Genomic DNA, 15,924 nt, shown 5'->3' on the forward strand with positions numbered 1-15,924 from the left:
TCATCATGAGGGGGTTCGCGTTTAGCGGCCCTGAATGGCTAAATCGCCTGGCAGGTTTTTCTGCATCCGGTGCCAGATCTCACCGCTATCATGACCATAACGACGCACCGTTTCGTATACCTGATCGTGCGCGCCCTGTAAGCACAGTTGCGACAGCTTATGATAGAAACCGAGCGCCAGGCTGCGCGCTTCCGGATTGGCGAAGTAGTGACGGCCAATGCGGGTATACAACCCTTTCATCCCGTTAAGAATCAGGCCATAAATCGGGTTGCCGGAGGCAAACGCCAGACCGCGGAAAATGCTGTAATCGAGATCGGCAAACGCATCGGCGTGATCGGCCACTTCCTTCGCGGTCGCCAGCACTTCCTGCGCTTTGTCAGGATGCTGACGAAACGCGGTACGAATGAAGATGGTGGAGATGTTGGTCCGGACCGACAGCAGATTATCGATCAGTTGCGGAACGCTTTCGTGATCGAGACGCGCCAGCGTTTCAAGAATATTCAGCCCGGACGTTTCCCAGAAATTATTCACCTTCGTCGGTTTGCCATGCTGAATGGTCAACCAACCGTCTCGCGCCAGACGCTGCAGCACTTCACGTAACGTGGTACGAGTCACCCCGATGAGTTCCGAGAGTTCTCGTTCTGCAGGCAAGATAGTGCCAGGGGGGAAGCGGTTATTCCAGATACTTTCAATGATGTACTCTTCCGCGAAACCCGCCGGGCTCTGCGCCTTAATGACCATAGTGAGATTTCCATTACACAGCAAAACATAGTTACACTCATCATACCAGACGGGGTACACGCCCGATAGCAGACACAATGAAGAAAAAGTGGATCAAGGCTTCATTTTCTTGATAACACGGGCTGTCGGGGGTTAAAGGCTTGCCTGCTTTCGGACTGACCGTTACTCTTTGTGGCTAACCATAAGAACATCATTTCAATAAATAAGGTAAGGGAAACCATAATGGAACTCTCATGGGGCCGCGCGTTCTGGCGCAACTTTTTAGGCCAGTCGCCAGACTGGTACAAGCTCGCACTACTGACCTTCCTGATAGTTAATCCACTGATTTTCATTATCAGCCCATTTGTTGCGGGCTGGTTGCTGGTGGCGGAATTCATCTTCACACTGGCGATGGCCCTGAAGTGTTACCCGTTGCTGCCAGGCGGTTTGCTGGCCATTGAAGCCGTTATGATTGGAATGACCAGCGCCGCGCATGTTCGTGAAGAGGTGGCAAACAATCTGGAAGTCTTGCTGCTGCTGATGTTCATGGTCGCAGGCATCTATTTTATGAAGCAGCTGCTGCTGTTTATTTTTACCCGTCTGCTGCTGAGTATTCGCTCCAAAACGCTGCTGTCACTTGCGTTTTGTGTGGCGGCGGCCTTCCTTTCCGCCTTCCTTGATGCGCTGACCGTTGTGGCGGTGGTGATAAGCGTCGCCGTCGGGTTCTATGGCATTTATCACCGCGTGGCCTCTTCCCGCGCGGACGATCATGACATTCTTGATGACAGCCACATCGATCAGCACTACAAATCGGTACTCGAACAGTTCCGTGGCTTCCTTCGCAGCCTGATGATGCATGCCGGAGTGGGAACCGCGCTCGGCGGTGTGATGACGATGGTGGGTGAACCGCAGAACCTGATCATCGCCAAAGCCGCTGGCTGGCATTTTGGCGACTTCTTCCTGCGGATGTCGCCGGTCACCGTTCCGGTACTGATTTGCGGTCTGCTCACCTGCGTACTGGTTGAGAAGCTGCGCTGGTTTGGCTATGGCGAAACGCTGCCGGAAAAAGTACGTGACGTATTGCAACAGTTTGACGATCAAAGCCGTCAGCAGCGTAATCGTCAGGACCGATTAAAGCTGATCGTTCAGGCCATTATCGGCGTCTGGCTGGTTATTGCCCTGGCGCTGCATCTGGCGGAAGTGGGGCTGATCGGTCTGTCCGTCATTATCTTCGCCACCTCGCTGACCGGTGTGACCGATGAGCATGCGATTGGCAAGGCGTTTACCGAGTCCCTGCCTTTCACCGCGCTGCTGACGGTCTTTTTCTCGATTGTGGCGGTGATCATCGATCAGCAACTCTTCTCGCCGATTATCCAGTTTGTGTTGCAGGCCTCGGAGCACGCGCAGTTGACACTGTTCTATCTCTTCAACGGCCTGCTCTCGTCAATCTCAGATAATGTCTTCGTTGGTACTATCTACATTAACGAGGCCAAAGCGGCCATGGAAAGCGGCGCTATCTCGCTGCCACAGTACGAACTGTTGGCGGTGGCTATCAACACCGGGACTAACCTGCCGTCCGTGGCGACGCCAAACGGCCAGGCGGCGTTCCTGTTCCTGCTCACCTCCGCGCTGGCACCGCTGATTCGCCTCTCCTATGGCCGGATGGTCTGGATGGCGTTGCCGTATACCATCGTGCTGACCCTGGTCGGTCTGCTGTGCGTTGAGTTTACCCTGACGCCGCTGACCGAGTGGATGACGCAAACCGGCTGGTTAGCTACACTTTAATAACAACTTACCGGGCATTTCACTGCCCGGTTTGCCTTTTTGCATGATATTTATCCGATTACACAATATTTAAGTTTCTCCTGGTGGCGCTGTGATCGAATTGGTTTACACTGCCGTGTCTACGCATGTTGCAGGGAAATTATTATGTTGCGATATTTAAACCAGTGCTCACGGGGTCGGGGCGCCTGGTTATTAATGGCTTTTACTGCCCTGGCGCTTGAGCTGGTCGCGCTGTGGTTTCAGCATGTTATGCTGCTTAAGCCGTGTGTACTGTGCATCTATGAGCGCTGCGCGCTGTTCGGCATCATGGGGGCCGGGCTGGTTGGGGCTATTGCGCCTAAAACGCCGTTGCGCTACGTGGCGCTGATTATCTGGATCTACAGTGCCTGGCGCGGCGTGCAGTTGGCCTGGGAACACACGATGATCCAGTTGCACCCTTCTCCGTTCATGACCTGTGATTTTATGGCCCGCTTCCCCAGTTGGTTGCCGCTGGATAAGTGGGTGCCACAGGTGTTTGTTGCCTCCGGAGATTGCGCTGAGCGCCAGTGGGAATTTTTATCGCTGGAAATGCCACAATGGTTACTGGGCATTTTTGCGGCCTATCTGGTCATCGCGGTTCTGGTCCTGCTTGTCCAGCCGCTTAAACCGAAAAGACGCGATCTGTTTGGTCGCTAATCTCAGACGCTCCCTGCCAGGAGCGTTTTTTTTGCCTTAAAGTCATTGCTGACGACGCTTCATAAGATGTATATTAAATGCATCTTATGAAGCCTGGCAAGGAGATGTCCCGTGTCCCATTTACGTATCCCGGCAAACTGGAAAATCAAACGTTCCACCCCTTTCTTCACCAAAGATAATGTCCCCGCGGCACTGCTTTCCCACCACAACACCGCCGCTGGCGTTTTCGGTCAGCTTTGTGTGATGGAAGGTACGGTAACCTATTACGGATTCGCCAACGAAGAGGCAAAAGAGCCAGAAGTCAAAGTGGTGATTAACGCCGGGCAGTTCGCCACCAGCCCGCCACAGTACTGGCATCGTGTGGAACTCAGCGATGACGCCCAGTTTAACATCAACTTCTGGGTCGCTGACGAACATCAGGGCGATGAGATGTATCAGGCGAAAAAAGCGTAACGCCTGAAATCAGACCGGGCGGATCAATCCGCCCATGACGGTTTGTTTAAGATATGGTCCTGCCAGTCATGGACTTCTGACTCTCTTACCGCAATGTGGCGTACCGAAATTCGCTCGCCGTGCATTGCCGCTTTCGACCCCGTCAACAACGGATGCCACTCCGGCAGCCCTTTCCCTTCCGCCAGCAGACGATAGGCGCACGTCATCGGCAACCATTCAAAGGTGGGCAGGTTATCACGCGTTAACTTGATGCAGTCAGGCTCGTACTCGAACCGGCGCTCATAGTTGCGGCACTGGCAGGTTTTAATATTGAGCTGACGACAGGCGACGTTGGTGAAATAGATCTCGTCGGTATCCTCGTCCATCAGTTTATGCAGGCAGCACTGACCACAGCCATCACATAACGACTCCCATTCGGCATCGGTCATTTCATCCAGGGTTTTACGTTGCCAGAAAGGTAAATCGCTCATCAGGGTATCCGCCATTACTATAAAGCTGCACCTTATAACCAGTCTGGCACGCTGATGCAAGTTTTGCCGCCCAAAAAGGCGGCAATCAGGTGTTACAGGACGCGGGTCGTCAGCGAATGACCGTTAAAATTGACCACCAGCTCATCGCCGCTGGCAAGCGGTCCAACGCCTTCCGGGGTGCCGGTCAGCACAACGTCGCCGGCTTTAAGGGTAAAGAACTTGCTCATATAGGCGATTAAGGGAACGATTTTGTGGATCATATCCGCCGTCGTGCCCTGCTGGCGAACCTCGCCGTTGACGGTCAGGCCCAGCGGCGTCGCCTGCGGATCGCCGTTAAATTCCGTGGCCGGAATGAACCCGGACAGCGGGCACGAGTTATCGAATCCTTTTGCCTTCTCCCAGGGCTGCCCAGCCTTCTTCATTTTGCCCTGAATATCACGTAACGTCAGATCGAGCGCCACGCCATATCCAGCGATCGCCTTACGGACATGCTCTTCGGTCGCCTGACGCAGCGTCGCGCCGATTAATACCGCCAGTTCGACCTCATGGTGCACCGAGCCCATATCTGTCGGAATGACCAGCGGCTGGCGCAAATCGCACAGGGCGGTTTCCGGCTTGATAAACAGCACCGGCTCATCCGGCGTGACGCTACCCATTTCTTTAATGTGGTTGGCGTAGTTGCTGCCCACGCACACCACTTTGCTTACCGGGTAGTCAAGCAGCGCACCCTGCCAGTTATGATGTTGATACATTCATTTTCCCCTAATTTGTCATCGTTGACTTCAGGAATGGCACCGACAGGCATGACGCCGGGTACCGTTTATTTATCGGTTTCTGGATTGTTTTGTGAGGCGTTGAAACGATGTTGCTTCAATAAATCTTCGGGCGGCGGAGGCAGTTGTAAATAATATCCCTGCTCCGTTAAGGCTTGTTTTACTTTATCCAGCGAGGCGTTGACTAACTTTTTGCTCCCGTCGAGCGGCAATATCATTGCCAGCTGCGGCTGACCAAATCCTTTCATCAGTTCTTCAGGCACGCGTGAGAAATCGTCTTTTTTTTCGACATACAAATAGGTCTGGTCACGCTTAGCACTTCTGTAGATCACACAAAACATACATTTTACTCTGAATTAAACGGATGGCGACTTGCCTCAATATAATAGTGACTATAACATGCCTTCTGGACTTCGGAATATCACTCCACATCGGGGATGATAAATAGCAAATTGAGTAAGGCCAGGATGTCAAACACGCCCATCGAACTTAAAGGCAGTAGCTTCACCTTATCAGTGGTTCATTTACATGAAGCAGAACCCGAGGTTATTCGTCAGGCGTTAGAAGACAAAATCGCGCAGGCTCCCGCTTTTTTAAAACACGCTCCTGTGGTGGTGAATGTCAGTAGCCTTGACGCGCCGGTGAACTGGCCGCAGTTGCAGAAGGTCGTGGCGTCGACGGGGTTGCGTATTGTTGGCGTCAGCGGTTGCAAAGATGCCCGGCTGAAAGCCGAAATCGACAAAATGGGCCTTCCTTTACTTACTGAAGGTAAAGATAAAGTAGCGCGTTCCGCGCCGGCAGAACCCGTTGCTCCCGCCGCAGTAGTGCAAAACGTTACTCCCGTCACAAAAACGCGATTTATTGATGTACCGGTTCGTTCCGGTCAACGCATTTATGCACCACAATGTGATCTGATTGTTACAAGCCACGTCAGTGCTGGCGCAGAGCTGATCGCTGATGGCAATATCCATGTCTATGGCATGATGAGAGGTCGTGCGCTGGCTGGGGCAAGCGGCGACCGGGAAGCGCAAATTTTCTGTACCCATCTGACGGCAGAACTGGTGTCTATCGCAGGTGTTTACTGGCTGAGTGATAAAATCCCAGCAGAATTTTATGGCAAAGCGGCACGTCTGCAGTTGGCAGATAACGCTTTGACAGTTCAACCGTTGAATTGATCCCTTTTTAACAAGGAATTTCTATGGCACGCATTATTGTAGTTACTTCGGGTAAAGGGGGCGTTGGCAAAACCACCTCCAGCGCGGCCATCGCTACTGGTTTGGCCCAGAAGGGAAAGAAAACTGTCGTTATTGATTTTGATATCGGCCTGCGTAACCTCGATCTGATCATGGGGTGTGAGCGTCGGGTTGTTTATGATTTCGTCAACGTCATTCAGGGCGATGCTTCGCTCAATCAGGCGCTCATCAAGGACAAGCGCACTGAAAATCTCTTCATTCTTCCGGCCTCTCAGACTCGCGATAAAGACGCGTTAACGCGTGAAGGCGTTGCAAAAGTCCTCGACGATCTGAAAGCGATGGATTTCGATTTTATCGTCTGCGACTCCCCGGCGGGGATCGAAACCGGCGCGCTGATGGCGCTCTATTTCGCCGACGAAGCGATTATCACCACTAACCCGGAAGTCTCCTCGGTGCGCGACTCCGATCGTATTCTGGGTATTCTGGCGTCTAAATCTCGCCGCGCCGAGAACGGTGAAGATCCGATTAAAGAACATCTACTGTTGACGCGCTACAACCCGGGCCGCGTCAACCGGGGCGATATGCTCAGTATGGAAGATGTGCTGGAGATCCTGCGTATCAAACTCGTCGGGGTTATCCCGGAAGATCAGTCTGTTCTGCGCGCCTCTAACCAGGGTGAACCTGTCATTCTGGACATCAATGCAGACGCAGGTAAAGCGTATGCCGATACGGTAGACCGTCTGTTGGGAGAAGAACGTCCTTTCCGCTTCATTGACGAAGAGAAGAAAGGTTTCCTCAAACGCCTGTTCGGAGGATAAGTTATGGCATTACTGGATTTTTTTCTCTCGCGGAAAAAGAGTACAGCGAACATCGCAAAAGAGCGATTGCAGATTATTGTTGCCGAGCGTCGTCGTAGCGACGCCGAGCCGCATTATTTACCGCAGTTACGTAAAGATATTCTTGAAGTCATTTGTAAGTATGTACAAATTGATCCGGAAATGGTCACCGTTCAGCTAGAACAAAAAGACGGCGATATTTCCATTCTCGAACTTAACGTCACATTACCGGAAACTGAAGAGTCGAAATAAACGCGTCACTAAGAAGATTCCAGGAAAAAAAGGCAGAGCGATCTGCCTTTTTTATTTTCAGCGCGTTATCTGTTACGACAGTGATGATGCGTGAAATACGGAATTCACTTATCCGCGCTCAATAACGGTTCGGCTATTTTCGCTTTTGCATAGCAGACAAAACGCGAGACGGCGGGCATAACCTCTGCCCAGTCAACGCTTACCTGCCCCAGATAGTCAAGCCGCGCGGTCGCAAGTAGAGAAGCGTGTTCGTCCGGGAGATAAGGCAGCAACCAGTCCGCCGCACTGTCTTTCGCGGTAAAACCGCCCGTCGCCACGCTGTACCAGATGCGTGCCAGGGTCAAAATGATATTACGTTCGTCGCCTTGCAAATCACGACTGTTCTGCCAGAGCATCAGCGTCTGGCGGAACGTCTCTCGTATGTCGTTTTCTGGCACTGGCTCAAAAAGCAGGTCCGCACGCTCGCCGGATAAGGCAATACTGGCACTACGCGCCTGGGTTATTAAAATCGCCAGATCGCTATCCTGCTGCGCAGGTTCATACTTCCCCGCGTGAATATCTTCGCGCAACCACTCGCCAAACTGCATCTCCCGCCGGGGAGGAAAACGCCAGGGAACCACCTCGCCATGCACCACCACCGTTACCTCAAGCGCCCGCCAGAGCGCCGACGAGCCAGGCCCGGCTGATACCAACAGCAGTTCCTGCATAAGCGCTTCTCGCTGTGCCGTCGTCAGCGGCACGCGCGTGGTAACCAGCAAATCAATATCGCTGTAGGGTTTTAGCCCACCTTCAACGGCAGAACCGTACAGGTGAATGGCCAGCAGGCTGTCTTCCAGGATCCGTGCAATGATGGCCTTCGCCTTTTCCAGCTGGTTCCGGAGGGTATCCGGCATCGTTGATGTCATCGTCTCAACCGTTATCATGTCATTTCTGCCCGGTACACCTTAACGCGGCAGGAAACCCGCCGACAAGCAGCGGGCTGAACCTGAATTTAGTGGTGCAGCATTTCATCCACCACGGCCTGGGCTTTGAGTTGATAAGGGTAATAGGTCGGCCAGTTATCCATCTCTTCCAGTAGCGCCTGCTGTGAGGTATTGCCCATAAAAATGTGGAAATGGTTCGACGTGCGCGGCGCAATGATATGATCGCTGAACTGCACAAACTTCGGCGCCTTACTGTTTGCATCTTTGCATTCAAACAGATAGCGCACCCCTTTTTTACCTGACGTATAGGTCAGGATTTTGTAACCGGCGTAGTCATACTGACAGGAGGCTACCTGCTTGCCGGTATGAAACTCCATCACGCCATTTTCGATGCCAATGGTATCGACCTTCGTCGCATAGCCTTTACGGTAGTAGGATTTCACCTCTTCCGCCGTTTTACTCTTATCCTTTTCCGCCTTTTGTTTAAAAACCGGATCCAGTTCGCCGCTAACCAGATAAGGATAAACGGATTGCCACATGCCGTCCCAGTCGGTAAGCGCCCTGTCCCTGACATTGCTATCCGCAAATTCGCCTTGCGCCGCCTTCTGTTCCATTTCTGTCAGCGGCACGCCATGCGCGTGATCGCCGTGGGCGAAGGCATAACTGCTGATCCACAGCATTCCCAGAGAGATTGATATTTTTTTCCAATGCATTGCCAACGTCGTACCCTCAATCAAGTGAATAAGATGGAATGTTATATTATAACAATTAAATTTATTCAACACCGCTGAGCGTAAATGATGGAAACTTGATCTGGTCACTTTTTATGCAAAAAGCAGATTCGATATACTGCAACTGGAGACAAAAAACAGGAGGTAATGACTATGTATCGTTCTGTTCTGGTGCCCATTGATATCTCAGAAGCCGATCTCACCCGGCAACTTATTCCTCAGGTTAAAATTCACGCCAAAACGGCAAAAGTCCATTTTCTGTCAGTCATTCCCTCAGTCCCCTTTTATGCATCCCTGGGGCTCGCTTACTCTGGCGAACTCCCGGATAAAAATGGACTGCAGACGAAGGCATCACAGAAACTCGATGAGATTGTGAAACAATTCGATATCCCTGAAGGCCGTGTTCAAAAGCATGTGGTATATGGCCCCCCGAAAGATCAGATCCTGAAACTGGCGGATTCCGTCAGTGCTGACCTGGTGATCATCGCTTCACACCAGCCTGGTATCTCAACGTACCTGCTGGGTTCTACCGCCGCAGCCGTCGTGCGCCATGCACACTGTCCTGTACTGGTGGTACGCTGAGCCGTAAACGGGAGTCTGCTGGCTCCCGTTTATGTCATTTTCACGATCCAGTCGCGGAATATTTCCATTGCGGGCGTCACCGGTTTCGACTTCAGGTGGGTAAGCCAGTAACCGCCCATGTTGATTTCAATTGCGAAAGGCCGAACGAGTTGTCCGGCGGCCAGTTCTCTGGTGAACATCATTGCCGGAACCAGCGCCGCGCCACCGGTATGGATGACCGTTTCAATCATCAGGCGAGAGGAGTCAAAAACGGCGCCATTGATCCGTTCCGCCGTCACGCCTGCCGCAGCAAACCAGTTATCCCACTCATCTGCCCGGTATGACCGCAGAAGATTCTCTTGCAGAAGATCGGCGGGCTGACCAAGCCGTTGCGCGGTTTCTGGCGTGCACAGGACGGTCAGCGGAGCCTCGCACAGCATGTCGTTATGGGTAGCGGGCCACTGTCCGCTGCCAAAGCGGATGGCAAAATCCAGCCCCTCAGCCGCCAGATTCACGACGTTGTTATTTGTGCGCAAGCGCAACTCAACGAACGGATGCGCCTGCCGGAATTGCTCAATACGCGGCAGTAACCAGCCAACGGCAAATGTCCCGACCGCGGCGACCGTGAGCACTTCACGATACTCCCCGCCCTCGAACTTACGGAAAATGGTGTCGATTTGGCTAAAGGCGTCGGTCAGGACGGCAAACAGCGCCTGCGCCTCATCCGTCATCTCCAGTCCTCTGGGCAGACGTTTAAAAAGCACCCTGTTCAGGCGATCCTCCAGGATACGCACCTGCTGGCTGACGGCAGCCTGCGTGACACAGAGTTCCAGTGCCGCTCGTGTAAAACTCAAATGGCGAGCTGAAGCTTCAAAGGCGCGTAGCGCATTGAGGGGAAGATTAGAACGCATAATAAGGACTCATAAGATTTTCTTTATTCCAGGGTAAATTCTTCTCGCTTGTTAAGCAAGCGCTGATAGCGGATAGTCCAGGTACCGCAGAGATATCTTGCGCCTTTAATTCTCTTTCTTCTTTTGTCTGTCTGAGTGGAAAAAATGAAAGCGCTTATCGATCTATTTACTGATTTTCAAGGACGTTATTTATGCTAAAAAAACGATTCCATCAGACGTTACTTATCGCTGGTATGCTAACTTTCTTTGCCGGCAGTTCGCCGCTTTCGGCCCGTGAGCAAGCGGCTACCCCACAGGTTCAGCAAAAGCTGGCAGCCTTAGAAAAACAATCGGGTGGTCGACTCGGCGTTGCGCTCATTAATACCGCCGATCGTTCGCAAATTCTTTATCGCGGTGACGAGCGCTTTGCCATGTGCAGTACCAGTAAAACGATTGTCGTCGCCGCCGTATTAAAACAGAGTGAAACGCAACGCGATATCTTGCAGCAGAAAATGGCCATCAATAAAGCCGATCTCACGAACTGGAACCCGGTGACGGAAAAATACGTCGATAAAGAGATGACATTAGCGGAGCTAAGTGCTGCCGCTCTGCAATACAGCGATAATACGGCAATGAATAAATTGCTTGAGCATCTGGGTGGCACCGGCAACGTCACGGCCTTTGCCCGTTCGATTGGCGACACCACGTTTCGTCTGGACAGGACTGAACCCGAACTGAATACCGCCATCCCTGGCGATGAACGCGATACCACCTCGCCGCTGGCGATGGCAAAAAGCCTGCATAAGCTGACGCTGGGTGATGCGCTGGCCGGTATGCAGCGGGCACAACTGGTCGCCTGGTTGAAAGGGAATACAACCGGCGGCCAGAGTATTCGTGCCGGACTGCCTGAAAGTTGGGTGGTTGGCGATAAAACCGGGGGCGGCGATTACGGCACCACGAATGATATCGCGGTGATCTGGCCCGAAGATCGTGCGCCGCTGATCCTCGTGACTTACTTTACACAGCCGCAGCAGGATGCCAAAGGACGTAAAGATGTTCTGGCCGCCGCCGCAAAAATTGTGACGGAAGGGCTTTGATCCCGGCAAGCCGTGGAGAAAACAAAAAGGCCCAGACAAACGTCTGGGCCTTTAAATTTGGGCCGCCATCGAGGCCTCGAACCCCGTTCCCTACAACAAAAGTCGTTCGCTCTTCCAGATGAGCTAATGGCGGTCTGCCGGTCATTATTTCTGATTGAGAATCTACCCATCATCAGGACCGGGCGAGATAATACATAACTCAAATTACCCCTGCAATAGCTGTGGACAACTTTCTTTTATTATTCCCGCGCGTTTGCTCATTCTTCAGACAAAGCAATGTCTCAAAGATGATATATTGCACAATAAAGTGATTTCCTTTTCCAGCATACTGAGACACTCCAATGAAACATTGTTTTATCGCACTCTGTTTATTACTGATGGGATTTTTAAACATCCGTTATGCCATTGCAGATACGTTAAACACACCAGAGGAAATTGTTGTCAGTTTTCAACGAGACTACAAAGTGTGGAACGATCGCTCATTTGCACTGCATCAAACGCAGGATGACCACAACGTGATGAAATATGCTCAACAACGCTGGGATGCGTTGTTGAAAAAATATACGCTTCCCAACTATAAAGGTGAGCCTGTCGCTTTTGGTTCAGACTCGTCGCATGACCCGAATCAGGAAAAAATTCTGTCGGTAGTCGTCGAGAATAATTCAGCTATTGTAAAAACCCGGTTTCCACAGCCCTATTACTCCCCCGAGTACGAGTATCACTTAATAAAGCAAAATCAGCGCTGGTATCTGACGCAGCTTTATCTGGTCGATGATGACGGGAAATACCCTGGTCTGTAGAGGGGTCAGCTATTCAGGGACATGGGTTTTTCGCCCCCCGGCGGTAAACCGAACAGCTTACGTACCCCATTAAGAAACGCACCATAAGGGCGCCCCAGCAAGAGCATCATTAAGGCTGCGCCCAGCGTCCCCTGGACCAACCCACTCCCCGACGCCCCGCTAAACGCAATGATCGCCGCATAAACCGGCACCTGGAAACTGACGAGCGCCATACTGTCCCACAGCAGTTGAGAAATCCGACTCTCTCCGGCTCGCTTCATCAACCAGTCCCGCCATATGCCGTAAGGTCTGGCAACCGGAACCATCAGAACCGCGCCCAGAAGACGAGCATGCAGCACCTGTTCCCACGTCATGCCCGCTATCACGCGTTCATTAATAATGCCTGTTGTCGTGAAGAACAGGAGCAGCGCAGTGGTATCGGCAAAAAATGCTGTCCGACGTGTTGTCTGTGGTGGGCATTGAGACATCATACGGTTCCTGTCGTGGCGTAGTGACAAAACGTCTGTTCACCCAAAGAGAAACCAGAAACTATAGCACACCGACCCAGATTTACCCGGACTGGCGCGCATAGAGGTAGGCTGTCGCCCTTGATACCCCTAAATGCTGCGCCACCGTATCCATGGATTTACGTACATTCAACAATCCCTCTTTTCGTAACTGTTGGATCACAACCTTTCTGTCTTCCGTTTTAAGCGCGCGAGCCGTAGTGGCGCGTTTCGCGGCAAAATCATCGATTCGCTGGCGAATAACTTCAGTACTCCCGGGGTCAAGATGTTCACGTATCGGTGAACTCTCTGTTTCGGTAAAACGCGCCAGCGCGCTCTGCATCCCCCGGAAAAGCGTCATATCGACATTAAGGCATAATGCCGCGACGTATTTGCCCTCTTCATCCTTAATGCCAATAGACGTACTTTTTACCGGACGGCCATCGGCAAACTGATTGCCGTAATTCGCAATAATTTCAGGGAAATCTGGAGACGCAATCCTTGCCAGACCGAGTTCCGTAGCCGGTTGTCCGGCCTCACGTCCGGATAAATTATTATGTATCGACATAATCGCATGCTCAGGATCCTTCAGGTCATGAACAACCACTTCGCAAAAGGGAGAAAACGTTTCGCTTAATCCCTTCGCGATAGTGTCAAGTTGGCTGAGAAGCGAATTCTCGTCGTTTTTTGGCATGCCGGTCTCCCACAGTGATGCCCGTTGTCATTATTGCTATCCGTTTACCGCTTTACGAGACGGATTTCCCGGCCAGATACTCACCGTAGCGCGCAATATCCACATTGCCGCCGCTGATAATAATGCCGACTTTTTTCCCGCTGAGTTCTGCTTTTCTCGCCCTTGCCGCCGCAAAGCCAAGACAGCCGGTGGGTTCGGCGACAATTTTCATGCGCTCCGCCATAAACTTCATCGAGGCAACGAGTTCATTGTCTGAAACGGTCAGAATATCATTAACGTATTTTTGAATCAGAGGGAACGTATAGTGCCCCAGATGTTGTGTCTGTGCACCATCAGCAATCGTTTTTGGCGTATCGATGTGCACGATTTTCCCGCTGCGAAAAGACTGCTGTCCGTCGTTACCGGCTTCAGGCTCCACGCCATAAATAATGCAATCTGGAGAGAGTTGCCGGGCTGCCAGTGCTGAACCGGAAAGTAACCCGCCGCCCCCCAGACAGACAAAAAGAACATCCAGTGGGCCGACCTCCTCAATCAACTCTTTGGTCGCTGTGCCCTGGCCGGCGATCACATGGGGATGATCGTAGGGAGGGATGAGCGTCAATCCTTGTTTTTCAGCCAGTTCACGACCAATCTGTTCACGGTCTTCCGTATAGCGATCGTACATGACGACATTGCCGCCATACCCCTTGGTCGCCGCCACTTTCGCGGCCGGTGCATCATGCGGCATGATGATTGTCGCCGGAATACCCAACAATTTGGCTGACAACGCTATCGCCTGGGCATGATTTCCGGAAGAAAATGTCACCACGCCGGCTGCACGCTGTTGCGGCGTAAACTGGCGTAATGCATTCATCGCCCCACGAAACTTAAAGGCCCCCATTCGCTGGAGGTTTTCACATTTAAAGAAAACATCGGCGCCAAATTCCTCATTGACGGTCCGGGAGGTCATTACGGGCGTCTTGTTTGCATATCCTTCAATGCGCTCAGCGGCGGCTGCAACATCAGCATATTCCGGACGTGTAATCTCAGTCATTTTTTCACCTTTATACCGTTAAGCGTCAGGCTTATTGCGCCAGCGCGATCGCTTCCACTTCTAAGGCAGAACCATAATGCAGCTCTGCGACCCCTGCAACGACACGAGATGGGCGGAAATCACCAATCCATTCGGCGTAGATTTCATTAAACGTCGGCCAGAGATTGATATCTGTCACATAGACACGGACAGAAACCAGATGCTGACGGGATACACCGGCCCCCGTCAGACAGGCATCGACATTTTCCAGAACTTGTCTGGTCTGTTCCGCAAAAGACGCCCCCGCCTTTTTCTCACCTTGTCGGGTGACTGGCAGTTGTCCTGAGATAAAAACAAATCCCCCCGCTGTCACGCTCGCCGAGTAGTGGCCAGCGGGCGGAAGCCCATGAGACGCTGAGTTCAATGTGATGTCCGGGTGCATGTGCGACTCTCCTGTGTTTCATATTTAATACAATATGTATTAATTTATACTTTTTGTATAGTGCATTTTTACCACACATTGCACTACGCGACTCCCCTTGTACTGAACGTCCACCGTGTATATCCCTGGCTTATGTGACAGAGATCCCGGTTCTGATTTGCTTCAGGAAATTAAAAAGTTCGATAATGGAGCCAATCAACATATTGAATCCAAACGAGATGCGGGACGATGAAATTAACCATACTGGTAGATAACAATACTTACATTGACAGGTATTTAACGGGAGAACCTGGCGTTTCCTATTTCATTGAATGCTCAGGGTTAAAACTTCTTTTTGATGTTGGTTACTCTGATGTTTTTTTAAAAAATGCACAGATCCTGGGTATCGACCTTACACGCATTGATAAAATTGTATTATCACATGGGCATAACGATCACACCTGGGGGTTAAACCATTTGTTCCAGTATTACGACCGAATTCCATCGCCACCAGAAAAGAAAGTCGATATCATCGCCCACCCTGCCGCATTTGTGCCTAAATTTTATCATTCAAAGCCCATTGGGATGAACCACAATGCATTTTGCTTTGATTACTTCTTCAATGTCGTCAGTTCCACACGTCCCCTGGCGTTATCAGAAAACATCACTTTTTTAGGGCAAATTCCCCGTCTGAATCATTATGAAGCGCAGCATCCGGTAGGCCACACGCATAATAATGAGGGGGCGTTAACGACGGATTACGTGATTGACGATAGCGCAATGGCAATTAAAACAAAGGATGGACTGGTGATTGTCACCGGATGCTCACATGCCGGGATTTGTAATATTATCGAGTACGCAAAATCCGTCACTGGAGAATCAAGAATCGCCTGCGTTATAGGCGGTTTTCATCTACTTAATGCCGATGAATCGCTACTCTCTGAAACGGGGAAATATCTCAGCGCATTATCTGCTGATACGCTTTATCCCAGTCATTGCACCGATCTTGCCGCAAAAATTCATCTGTCCCGTTATGTGGATCTCAAAGAAGCGGGTGTGGGACTCACGCTGAACTTCCCCCTGTAGCATCGGGTTGCGTGAATGGAGACAGTATTTTCTGTCTCCCGATTATTCATGCATGATGCCTTTTATT

21 protein-coding genes and 1 tRNA gene are annotated in these 15,924 nt (G+C 51.5%); 10 read left to right on the plus strand and 12 right to left on the minus strand.

Features of this window, described 5'->3' with window-relative positions; all coding sequences use genetic code 11:
* Nucleotides 1-21: 21 nt before the first annotated feature.
* Nucleotides 22-741: a fatty acid metabolism transcriptional regulator FadR gene (fadR, locus tag OGY35_RS21865; RefSeq protein WP_152404241.1), complete on the minus strand. Its 720-nt coding sequence runs from the start codon at nt 739-741 to the stop codon at nt 22-24.
* 222 nt (nt 742-963) lie between these two features.
* Here fadR and nhaB point away from each other — a divergent pair, with 222 nt between their 5' ends.
* From nhaB to OGY35_RS21880, 3 genes are all read left to right on the plus strand, one after another.
* On the plus strand, nt 964-2,505 hold the full coding sequence (nhaB, locus tag OGY35_RS21870; RefSeq protein WP_152404239.1) for a Na(+)/H(+) antiporter NhaB: 1,542 nt from the start codon (nt 964-966) through the stop codon (nt 2,503-2,505).
* Nucleotides 2,506-2,649: 144 nt separating this feature from the next.
* Entirely contained in the window at nt 2,650-3,180 is a 531-nt protein-coding gene (gene dsbB / locus OGY35_RS21875) for a disulfide bond formation protein DsbB (RefSeq protein ID WP_286633445.1), read from the plus strand.
* A gap of 111 nt (nt 3,181-3,291) precedes the next feature.
* The gene (locus OGY35_RS21880) at nt 3,292-3,633 is read left to right on the plus strand and encodes a TehB family protein (RefSeq protein WP_061077761.1); all 342 of its coding nucleotides are present in this window, start codon (nt 3,292-3,294) and stop codon (nt 3,631-3,633) included.
* A 23-nt stretch (nt 3,634-3,656) separates the two neighbouring features.
* On the opposite strand, the gene ycgN is transcribed toward OGY35_RS21880, so the two are convergent.
* From ycgN to OGY35_RS21895, 3 genes are all read right to left on the minus strand, one after another.
* A complete protein-coding gene (gene ycgN / locus OGY35_RS21885; protein WP_042318693.1) occupies nt 3,657-4,103 on the minus strand; it encodes a cysteine cluster protein YcgN in 447 nt (148 codons plus the stop codon).
* A gap of 92 nt (nt 4,104-4,195) precedes the next feature.
* Entirely contained in the window at nt 4,196-4,855 is a 660-nt protein-coding gene (locus OGY35_RS21890) for a fumarylacetoacetate hydrolase family protein (RefSeq protein WP_152404235.1), read from the minus strand.
* A gap of 68 nt (nt 4,856-4,923) precedes the next feature.
* Nucleotides 4,924-5,217: a YcgL domain-containing protein gene (locus OGY35_RS21895; protein WP_043000439.1), complete on the minus strand. Its 294-nt coding sequence runs from the start codon at nt 5,215-5,217 to the stop codon at nt 4,924-4,926.
* Between the two features lie 126 nt (nt 5,218-5,343).
* Here OGY35_RS21895 and minC point away from each other — a divergent pair, with 126 nt between their 5' ends.
* Genes minC through minE form a run of 3 tightly spaced genes read left to right on the plus strand, consistent with a single transcriptional unit; the run spans nt 5,344 to nt 7,157 of the window.
* On the plus strand, nt 5,344-6,051 hold the full coding sequence (minC, locus tag OGY35_RS21900) for a septum site-determining protein MinC (RefSeq protein ID WP_152404233.1): 708 nt from the start codon (nt 5,344-5,346) through the stop codon (nt 6,049-6,051).
* A 23-nt stretch (nt 6,052-6,074) separates the two neighbouring features.
* A complete protein-coding gene (minD, locus tag OGY35_RS21905) occupies nt 6,075-6,887 on the plus strand; it encodes a septum site-determining protein MinD (RefSeq protein ID WP_042318537.1) in 813 nt (270 codons plus the stop codon).
* Between the two features lie 3 nt (nt 6,888-6,890).
* The gene (gene minE / locus OGY35_RS21910) at nt 6,891-7,157 is read left to right on the plus strand and encodes a cell division topological specificity factor MinE (protein WP_046481107.1); all 267 of its coding nucleotides are present in this window, start codon (nt 6,891-6,893) and stop codon (nt 7,155-7,157) included.
* A gap of 104 nt (nt 7,158-7,261) precedes the next feature.
* On the opposite strand, the gene ant(3'')-Ic is transcribed toward minE, so the two are convergent.
* Together ant(3'')-Ic and zinT are read right to left on the minus strand one after the other, a co-directional pair.
* Nucleotides 7,262-8,062 (minus strand): aminoglycoside nucleotidyltransferase ANT(3'')-Ic, encoded by an 801-nt coding sequence (gene ant(3'')-Ic, locus OGY35_RS21915; RefSeq protein ID WP_286633728.1) that lies wholly within the window; start codon nt 8,060-8,062, stop codon nt 7,262-7,264.
* Nucleotides 8,063-8,148: 86 nt separating this feature from the next.
* A complete protein-coding gene (gene zinT / locus OGY35_RS21920; RefSeq protein WP_178823036.1) occupies nt 8,149-8,793 on the minus strand; it encodes a metal-binding protein ZinT in 645 nt (214 codons plus the stop codon).
* A gap of 171 nt (nt 8,794-8,964) precedes the next feature.
* On the opposite strand from zinT, the gene uspF reads away from it, so the two are divergent.
* Complete coding sequence (gene uspF / locus OGY35_RS21925) at nt 8,965-9,393, plus strand: universal stress protein UspF (protein ID WP_152406310.1); 429 nt, start codon at nt 8,965-8,967, stop codon at nt 9,391-9,393.
* Between the two features lie 29 nt (nt 9,394-9,422).
* Here uspF and sedR read toward each other — a convergent pair whose 3' ends face one another.
* Nucleotides 9,423-10,283, minus strand: a complete 861-nt coding sequence (gene sedR, locus OGY35_RS21930) for a beta-lactamase transcriptional regulator SedR (RefSeq protein ID WP_152404228.1) — start codon at nt 10,281-10,283, stop codon at nt 9,423-9,425.
* Nucleotides 10,284-10,474: 191 nt separating this feature from the next.
* Here sedR and blaTEL point away from each other — a divergent pair, with 191 nt between their 5' ends.
* Nucleotides 10,475-11,359 carry a TEL family class A beta-lactamase gene (blaTEL, locus tag OGY35_RS21935; protein WP_286633446.1) on the plus strand — a complete coding sequence of 295 codons (885 nt, stop codon included), beginning with the start codon at nt 10,475-10,477 and terminating at the stop codon, nt 11,357-11,359.
* Nucleotides 11,360-11,417: 58 nt separating this feature from the next.
* On the opposite strand, the gene OGY35_RS21940 is transcribed toward blaTEL, so the two are convergent.
* Nucleotides 11,418-11,492: transfer RNA gene (locus OGY35_RS21940), tRNA-OTHER, on the minus strand.
* Nucleotides 11,493-11,700: 208 nt separating this feature from the next.
* Here OGY35_RS21940 and OGY35_RS21945 point away from each other — a divergent pair.
* The gene (locus tag OGY35_RS21945) at nt 11,701-12,159 is read left to right on the plus strand and encodes a hypothetical protein (RefSeq protein WP_286633447.1); all 459 of its coding nucleotides are present in this window, start codon (nt 11,701-11,703) and stop codon (nt 12,157-12,159) included.
* Between the two features lie 5 nt (nt 12,160-12,164).
* Here the strand turns inward: OGY35_RS21945 and alaE are convergent, their stop codons facing one another.
* From alaE to OGY35_RS21965, 4 genes are all read right to left on the minus strand, one after another.
* Nucleotides 12,165-12,629 (minus strand): L-alanine exporter AlaE, encoded by a 465-nt coding sequence (alaE, locus tag OGY35_RS21950; RefSeq protein ID WP_286633448.1) that lies wholly within the window; start codon nt 12,627-12,629, stop codon nt 12,165-12,167.
* Between the two features lie 79 nt (nt 12,630-12,708).
* A complete protein-coding gene (locus OGY35_RS21955; RefSeq protein ID WP_152404222.1) occupies nt 12,709-13,338 on the minus strand; it encodes a helix-turn-helix transcriptional regulator in 630 nt (209 codons plus the stop codon).
* 52 nt (nt 13,339-13,390) lie between these two features.
* Nucleotides 13,391-14,371, minus strand: coding sequence for a threo-3-hydroxy-L-aspartate ammonia-lyase (locus tag OGY35_RS21960; protein WP_286633449.1), 981 nt, complete (start codon nt 14,369-14,371; stop codon nt 13,391-13,393).
* Between the two features lie 31 nt (nt 14,372-14,402).
* Entirely contained in the window at nt 14,403-14,792 is a 390-nt protein-coding gene (locus OGY35_RS21965) for a RidA family protein (protein WP_152404218.1), read from the minus strand.
* A 228-nt stretch (nt 14,793-15,020) separates the two neighbouring features.
* On the opposite strand from OGY35_RS21965, the gene OGY35_RS21970 reads away from it, so the two are divergent.
* Nucleotides 15,021-15,857: an MBL fold metallo-hydrolase gene (locus OGY35_RS21970; RefSeq protein ID WP_286633450.1), complete on the plus strand. Its 837-nt coding sequence runs from the start codon at nt 15,021-15,023 to the stop codon at nt 15,855-15,857.
* Nucleotides 15,858-15,924 lie beyond the last annotated feature (67 nt).

Origin of the sequence: Citrobacter sp. Ct235, assembly GCF_030332305.1 — a bacterium.
Taxonomy (GTDB): Bacteria; Pseudomonadota; Gammaproteobacteria; order Enterobacterales; family Enterobacteriaceae; genus Citrobacter_A; species Citrobacter_A telavivensis.

What these genes read in the sequence shown, in the direction of transcription:
- fadR (WP_152404241.1), bottom strand. Translation starts at nt 741, where the DNA reads ATGGTCATTAAGGCGCAGAGCCCGGCGGGTTTCGCGGAAGAGTACATC.
- nhaB (WP_152404239.1), top strand. Translation starts at nt 964, where the DNA reads ATGGAACTCTCATGGGGCCGCGCGTTCTGGCGCAACTTTTTAGGCCAG.
- dsbB (WP_286633445.1), top strand. Translation starts at nt 2,650, where the DNA reads ATGTTGCGATATTTAAACCAGTGCTCACGGGGTCGGGGCGCCTGGTTA.
- ycgN (WP_042318693.1), bottom strand. Translation starts at nt 4,103, where the DNA reads ATGAGCGATTTACCTTTCTGGCAACGTAAAACCCTGGATGAAATGACC.
- OGY35_RS21890 (WP_152404235.1), bottom strand. Translation starts at nt 4,855, where the DNA reads ATGTATCAACATCATAACTGGCAGGGTGCGCTGCTTGACTACCCGGTA.
- OGY35_RS21895 (WP_043000439.1), bottom strand. Translation starts at nt 5,217, where the DNA reads ATGTTTTGTGTGATCTACAGAAGTGCTAAGCGTGACCAGACCTATTTG.
- minC (WP_152404233.1), top strand. Translation starts at nt 5,344, where the DNA reads ATGTCAAACACGCCCATCGAACTTAAAGGCAGTAGCTTCACCTTATCA.
- minD (WP_042318537.1), top strand. Translation starts at nt 6,075, where the DNA reads ATGGCACGCATTATTGTAGTTACTTCGGGTAAAGGGGGCGTTGGCAAA.
- minE (WP_046481107.1), top strand. Translation starts at nt 6,891, where the DNA reads ATGGCATTACTGGATTTTTTTCTCTCGCGGAAAAAGAGTACAGCGAAC.
- zinT (WP_178823036.1), bottom strand. Translation starts at nt 8,793, where the DNA reads ATGCATTGGAAAAAAATATCAATCTCTCTGGGAATGCTGTGGATCAGC.
- uspF (WP_152406310.1), top strand. Translation starts at nt 8,965, where the DNA reads ATGTATCGTTCTGTTCTGGTGCCCATTGATATCTCAGAAGCCGATCTC.
- sedR (WP_152404228.1), bottom strand. Translation starts at nt 10,283, where the DNA reads ATGCGTTCTAATCTTCCCCTCAATGCGCTACGCGCCTTTGAAGCTTCA.
- blaTEL (WP_286633446.1), top strand. Translation starts at nt 10,475, where the DNA reads ATGCTAAAAAAACGATTCCATCAGACGTTACTTATCGCTGGTATGCTA.
- OGY35_RS21945 (WP_286633447.1), top strand. Translation starts at nt 11,701, where the DNA reads ATGAAACATTGTTTTATCGCACTCTGTTTATTACTGATGGGATTTTTA.
- alaE (WP_286633448.1), bottom strand. Translation starts at nt 12,629, where the DNA reads ATGATGTCTCAATGCCCACCACAGACAACACGTCGGACAGCATTTTTT.
- OGY35_RS21955 (WP_152404222.1), bottom strand. Translation starts at nt 13,338, where the DNA reads ATGCCAAAAAACGACGAGAATTCGCTTCTCAGCCAACTTGACACTATC.
- OGY35_RS21960 (WP_286633449.1), bottom strand. Translation starts at nt 14,371, where the DNA reads ATGACTGAGATTACACGTCCGGAATATGCTGATGTTGCAGCCGCCGCT.
- OGY35_RS21965 (WP_152404218.1), bottom strand. Translation starts at nt 14,792, where the DNA reads ATGCACCCGGACATCACATTGAACTCAGCGTCTCATGGGCTTCCGCCC.
- OGY35_RS21970 (WP_286633450.1), top strand. Translation starts at nt 15,021, where the DNA reads ATGAAATTAACCATACTGGTAGATAACAATACTTACATTGACAGGTAT.